The sequence below is a fragment of the Stenotrophomonas sp. genome, from assembly GCF_031995405.1.
In the GTDB taxonomy this organism is placed as follows: domain Bacteria; phylum Pseudomonadota; class Gammaproteobacteria; order Xanthomonadales; family Xanthomonadaceae; genus Stenotrophomonas.
On sequence record NZ_DAMAGC010000182.1, the window covers coordinates 1 to 5,577 of the forward strand.

The 5,577-nt window shown below is 65.8% G+C and carries 6 protein-coding genes, 1 tRNA gene and 1 pseudogene; 7 read left to right on the forward strand and 1 reads right to left on the reverse strand.

The window, feature by feature from the left end:
- From RTO53_RS19230 to RTO53_RS19260, 7 genes and pseudogenes are all read left to right on the forward strand, one after another.
- Nucleotides 1-197: pseudogene (locus RTO53_RS19230) on the forward strand (protein TolA); the annotation flags it as partial.
- 163 nt (nucleotides 198-360) lie between these two features.
- Nucleotides 361-1,680, forward strand: a complete 1,320-nt coding sequence (tolB, locus tag RTO53_RS19235) for a Tol-Pal system beta propeller repeat protein TolB (RefSeq protein ID WP_312239280.1) — start codon at nucleotides 361-363, stop codon at nucleotides 1,678-1,680.
- 65 nt (nucleotides 1,681-1,745) lie between these two features.
- Complete coding sequence (pal, locus tag RTO53_RS19240) at nucleotides 1,746-2,264, forward strand: peptidoglycan-associated lipoprotein Pal (RefSeq protein WP_312239281.1); 519 nt, start codon at nucleotides 1,746-1,748, stop codon at nucleotides 2,262-2,264.
- Between the two features lie 3 nt (nucleotides 2,265-2,267).
- On the forward strand, nucleotides 2,268-3,077 hold the full coding sequence (gene ybgF, locus RTO53_RS19245; protein ID WP_312239282.1) for a tol-pal system protein YbgF: 810 nt from the start codon (nucleotides 2,268-2,270) through the stop codon (nucleotides 3,075-3,077).
- A 132-nt stretch (nucleotides 3,078-3,209) separates the two neighbouring features.
- Nucleotides 3,210-3,908 (forward strand): 7-carboxy-7-deazaguanine synthase QueE, encoded by a 699-nt coding sequence (queE, locus tag RTO53_RS19250; RefSeq protein WP_312239283.1) that lies wholly within the window; start codon nucleotides 3,210-3,212, stop codon nucleotides 3,906-3,908.
- 100 nt (nucleotides 3,909-4,008) lie between these two features.
- Nucleotides 4,009-4,674, forward strand: a complete 666-nt coding sequence (queC, locus tag RTO53_RS19255; protein ID WP_312239284.1) for a 7-cyano-7-deazaguanine synthase QueC — start codon at nucleotides 4,009-4,011, stop codon at nucleotides 4,672-4,674.
- 80 nt (nucleotides 4,675-4,754) lie between these two features.
- Nucleotides 4,755-4,830: transfer RNA gene (locus RTO53_RS19260), tRNA-Lys, on the forward strand.
- A 59-nt stretch (nucleotides 4,831-4,889) separates the two neighbouring features.
- Here the strand turns inward: RTO53_RS19260 and RTO53_RS19265 are convergent.
- Entirely contained in the window at nucleotides 4,890-5,570 is a 681-nt protein-coding gene (locus tag RTO53_RS19265) for a tyrosine-type recombinase/integrase (RefSeq protein WP_312239285.1), read from the reverse strand.
- Between the last annotated feature and the right edge of the window lie 7 nt (nucleotides 5,571-5,577).

Consider the following 5,577-nt stretch of genomic DNA (forward strand, 5'->3'; position numbering starts at 1 on the left):
AGAAGTGCCAGGTCTCGATCACCCAGATTCCCGGTGGCCAGGTCATCCAGGCCAAGGTGGTGGGCAACTGCGCGTTCGACGACGCCGGCAAGCGCTCGATCGAAGCGGCCGTGCTCAATGCCCAGCCGCTGCCATACCGCGGCTTCGAGACCGTCTTCCAGCGCACGATCAACTTCAACTTTACCGCCCAGGACTGATCGTCCCTGCGGTGGAGGGGGCGGTTTTCCGTCCCGCTCGTTAACGGGCTGTGAGTTTTGCCGCGCGGTGACTCAGCTTTCACGTACCCTTGGTTCATGATTGCGAAACGGTTCACCGCCGCCCTGTTATCCCTCGTTCCGGTTTCCCTCTCTTGAGTGCTCCATGAAGAAGATGCCTCGTTGGCTTGCCGTTGTTGCGGCCCTGTTGTTGCCCTTTGCTGCCGTGGCGCAGCAGAAGGGGCTGGATATCGACATCATCGGCGGCAACGCCTCCGCTACCCCCATTACCGTCGTGCCCATGCCGTACCAGGGCTCGGCCGGCGCACCGCAGACCGACGTGGCGTCCGTGGTCCGGGCCGACCTGGAGCGTTCGGGCCAGTTCCGCACCCTGCCCGAAGCGCAGATCGTCGAAAAGCCCACCCGTGGCAGCGAGATCCAGTTCGCCACCTGGCGCGCGCTGAAGCAGAACTACATCGTGGTCGGCCGCGTCATGGACGCCGGTGCCGGCGCTTACCGCGTCGAGTACGAGCTGTATGACGTGCCCAAGGGCGAGCGCCTGCTTGGCCTGGCGATGACCGCCCGCGGCAACGCCATGCGCGATGTCGCCCACCAGATGGCCGACGCCATCTACGAGAAGATCACCGGGGTGCGCGGCGCCTTCTGGACGCGCATTGCCTACGTCACCGCCAGCGGCAAGGGCGATGCCATGCGCTATGCGCTGATGGTGGCCGATTCGGACGGCTTCAACCCGCAGACCATCGTGCGCTCGGCCGAGCCGCTGCTGTCCCCGTCGTGGAGCCCGGACGGCAACCGTCTGGCCTACGTCAGCTTCGAGCGTGGCAACTCGGCGATCTACATCCAGAACATCTCCACCGGTGCCCGCGAACTGGTCACCAGCTTCCGCGGCATCAACAGCGCCCCGTCGTTCTCCCCGGACGGCCGTCGCCTGGCCCTGTCGCTGTCGCGCAGCGGCAACCCGGAAATCTACGTGATGGACCTGGGCAGCAAGCAGCTGACCCAGCTGACCAACCACTTCGCCATCGACACCGAGCCGACCTGGAGTGCCGACGGTTCCAACGTCTACTTCACCTCCGACCGTGGCGGCCGCCCGCAGATCTACCAGGTGCCCTCCAGCGGTGGCAGCGCCTCGCGCGTGACCTTCCAGGGCAACTACAACGCCACTCCGAGCCTGTCCTTCGACGGCAAGAAGCTGGTGGTGGCCCAGGGCAGTGGCAACACCTACAAGATCGCGATGATGGACAGCAGCCTGGGCTCCCCGCGCTGGAGCACGCTGTCGCCGGGTTCGCTGGACGAATCGCCTAGCTTTGCGCCCAATGCAAGCATGGTGTTGTACGCCGCCCGCGAGGGTGGTCGTGGAGTGTTGTATGCCGTTTCGGCCGATGCGCGCGTGCGCCAGCGACTGGTACTGGCAGACGGTGATGTTCGTGAGCCTTCTTGGTCGCCATACCGTACAAAGCGCTAACAGAGTGTTAAGATTTCCACCGTATTCATCCCTCATCCGGCTTTAGGAGCCTCAAAGGTATCGCCATGAACAAGTCCACCCGAGTTCTGCTTGTCTCCCTGTTGTCCGTGGCCGCCCTGGCCGGTTGCTCGAAGAAGGTGAAGGAACAGCCGGTCGCCCCGGTTGACACCGGCTCCTCGACCTCCACCCCGACCGGTCCGTCGACCTCCGGCCTGTACGGCCCGGGCGACCTGGATACCGATTCCTGCCTGCGCCAGCGCGTGGTGTACTTCGACCTGGACAAGGAAGACGTGAAGCCGGAATTCCAGGCGATCATGGCTTGCCACGCCAAGTACCTGCGTGACCGTCCGTCCTCGCGCATCACCCTGCAGGGCCACACCGACGAGCGCGGTTCGCGCGCGTACAACCAGGCCCTGGGCGAGCGTCGTGGCAATGGCGTCAACTCCGCCCTGCAGGCCAACGGTGGCTCGGCTTCGCAGCTGACCGTCGTGTCCTACGGCGAAGAGCGTCCGGTCTGCACCGAGTCGGGCGAGTCCTGCTGGTCGCAGAACCGTCGCGTCGAGATCGTGTACACGGCTCAGTAATAGATGCGCTTTCGATTTCTATCGATGATCGTTGCGGCAGCCCTCGTGGCTGCCGCTCCGGCCAATGCGCAGCGCCAGAGCCTAGCCGACCGGGTCGGTTCGCTTGAGCAGCAGGTGCAGAACAACCAGTCCAACATGGACATGCTCAACCAGCTCAACCAGCTCCGCACGCAGATGCAGGCGCTGCAGTCGCAGGTGGAGCAGTTGCAGCATGACAATGAGCAGCTCATGCAGTCTGCCAAGGACCAGTACCTGGACCTGGACAGCCGCCTGAACCGTCTCGAAGGCGGCGCACCCGTGCTGCCCGCCGCACCCGCTGCCGCCGCGCCCAAGCCCGTCGCAGCACCCCCGATACCGGCAACGGCCGCTTCCGAGCGGCCGCCTTCCGTGCATGGGGACGCTGGCAGCCTTTCGGCCAGTGGCGATGAGCGCACCGCGTACAACGTCGCGTTCAATTCGCTCAAGGCCGGCAAGTACGATGACTCGGCCCAGCTGTTCCTGAGCTTCCTCGAGCTGTACCCCAACGGCGTCTACACCCCCAATGCCCTGTATTGGCTGGGTGAGAGTTACTACGCCACCCGAAATTTCCCGCTGGCTGAGGCGCAGTTCCGCGACCTCATCTCGCGCTACCCGACCCACGACAAGGCGTCCGGTGGCCTGCTCAAGATCGGCCTGTCGCAGTATGGCGAAGGCAAGGTCGACCAGGCCCAGGCAACCCTGGAACAGGTGGTGTCCACCTATCCCGGCTCCGACGCCGCGCGCACCGCGCAGGACCGTCTGCAGTCGATCCGGCTGGGTCAGCAGATCCGCTGAACGGCGCCGGGTCGCTCCACGCGCCCGGGCCGGTATAATCACCGGTTGCATCCCCCGATATCGGGGCTCCCGTAGCGCCGAGCCATGCTCGGCTATAGCCGTTTCCGCAGCCGTCCTCCAAGAATCACCGCCATGACCGTCTCCTTGTCCGCCGCCGCCGCGCTCCCCAGCGAGATCGTGCAGTCGCCGTTGCCGCGTCTGAAGATCACCGAGATCTTCACCTCGCTGCAGGGCGAAGCCGATACCGCCGGCTGGCCGACCGTGTTCGTGCGCCTGACCGGCTGCCCGCTGCGCTGCACCTACTGCGACACCGCCTATGCCTTCCATGGCGGCACCTGGTGGGACATCGACGCGATCGTGGCCGAGGTGCTGGCCCAGGGCGTCCACCACGTCTGCGTGACCGGTGGCGAACCGCTGGCGCAGAAGCGCTGCCTGGTGCTGCTGGAAAAGCTGTGCGACGCCGGCCTGGATGTCTCGCTGGAAACCTCCGGTGCGCTGGATGTCAGCGCGGTCGATCCGCGCGTCTCGCGCGTGGTGGACCTCAAGACCCCGGGCTCGGGTGAAATGGCCCGCAACCTGCTGCAGAACCTGCCGCTGCTGACCCGCCGCGACCAGATCAAGTTCGTCCTGTGCAGCCGCCAGGACTACGAGTGGGCACGCGCGATGGTTGCAGAACACACGCTCAACGCACGCGCGATGGTGTTGTTCTCGCCGAGCAAGGGCCAGGTCAGCCCGCGCGAGCTTGCCGACTGGATCGTCGCCGATCGTCTGCCGGTGCGCTTCCAGATGCAGCTGCACAAGATCCTCTGGGACGACGAACCCGGCCGTTGATCGTCGGCTACCGGGCGTCCGCCGCTCGCCACGCCTCTTTTTGAAGTCATTCCGGCGCGGGACAGCGTGCTGGCTCCCGCAATCCACCGGAAACACCCCCATGAAGAAAGCAGTCGTCCTCCTGTCCGGCGGCATGGACTCCGCCGCCGTCATCGCCATCGCCCAGGAACAGGGCTTCGCCGTGCATGCGCTCAGCGTGCGCTATGGCCAGCGGCACACCTCTGAACTTGATGCCGCCGCCGCGGTGTCCAAGGCGCTGGGCGTGGTCGCGCACAAGACCGTCAACGTCGACCTGCGCAGCATCGGCGGCTCGGCGCTGACCGATGACATCGACGTGCCCGAAGCGGGCGGCGAGGGCATCCCGGTCACCTACGTGCCGGCGCGCAACACCATCATGCTGTCCGTCGCGCTGGGCTGGGCCGAAGTGCTGGGCGCCAATGACATCTTCTGCGGCGTCAACGCGGTGGATTATTCCGGCTACCCCGATTGCCGCCCCGAGTTCATCCAGGCCTTCCAGGCCCTGGCCAACCTGGCCACCAAGGCCGGCGTGGAAGGGGCGGGGATCCAGGTCCACGCGCCGCTGCAGTTCCTCAGCAAGGCCGACATCGTGCGTGAAGGCGTGCGCCTGGGCGTGGACTTCGGCCTCACCGTGTCGTGCTACAACGCCGACGACAGCGGCGCGGCCTGCGGCCATTGCGACGCCTGCCGCCTGCGCGCGCAGGGCTTCACCGACGCCGGCGTGCCCGACCCGACCCGTTACGCCTGATCGCCGCATGGCACGGGTACGCCTCGGCGCCAAGATAGGTTAGAATGCGCACCCCCGCCAGCGATGCCGGGGCATGCAATGGGCCGTTAGCTCAGTCGGTAGAGCAGAAGACTTTTAATCTTTTGGTCGATGGTTCGAATCCATCACGGCCCACCAATTGCGACAAGGCTTTCAGCCTTCGCCCCTCGCTCCGCAATATTCCGCCCGCTCCGCTATCACTTCGTCGGGCTGGTCAACGCTCCGCGGCGCTTCCTCACGTAGATCTCTGTCGTGGTCACCGACTGGTGGCCGAGCTGCTGCTGCGCCTTGCGGATGTCGCCGGCCGAATCGGCCTTGTCCGTGCCTGCCTTGGCGCGCAGATCGCGGAACTGGAACTGATCCTTGGGGATACCTGCCCGCTCGCGCGCGCGGTCGAAGCGGTAGCGCAGCGCATCCTTGCCGATCGGCAGCCAGTCCTCGCCCAGCAGTAGCCGCGTGCTGATCGGTGCGTCGTCCGGGCGGTCGCGGTTCAACAGACGGTCGATCAGCGCCTTCAACTCACCGGTGATGGCGATGCGCATCGGCGTATTCGTCTTTCCCTGTCGCAGCACCAGCGCGCCGTCTTTGATGTTCCGGCGGTCGAGCTCGCGCACGTCGGCCGGTCGCTGACCGGTCAGGTAGGCGAGGTCCATTGCATCGCGCAGCACCTGATCCGCTGCATCGTAGACCCGCTGCAGCACATCGTCCTCGACGTAGACGTCGCGGCCAGATTCGCGGTTGCGGTTGATGCCGAGGCATGGGTTGGGCAGATCGGTGTAGCCCTTCTGCCGGCACCAGTTCCACAGGTGCGAGAGCAGCGACTTCTCGCGGTTTGCGCTGACCGGCGCGTCTTTGCGCGACAGCAGGTAGTTGTGCACGTGCCGC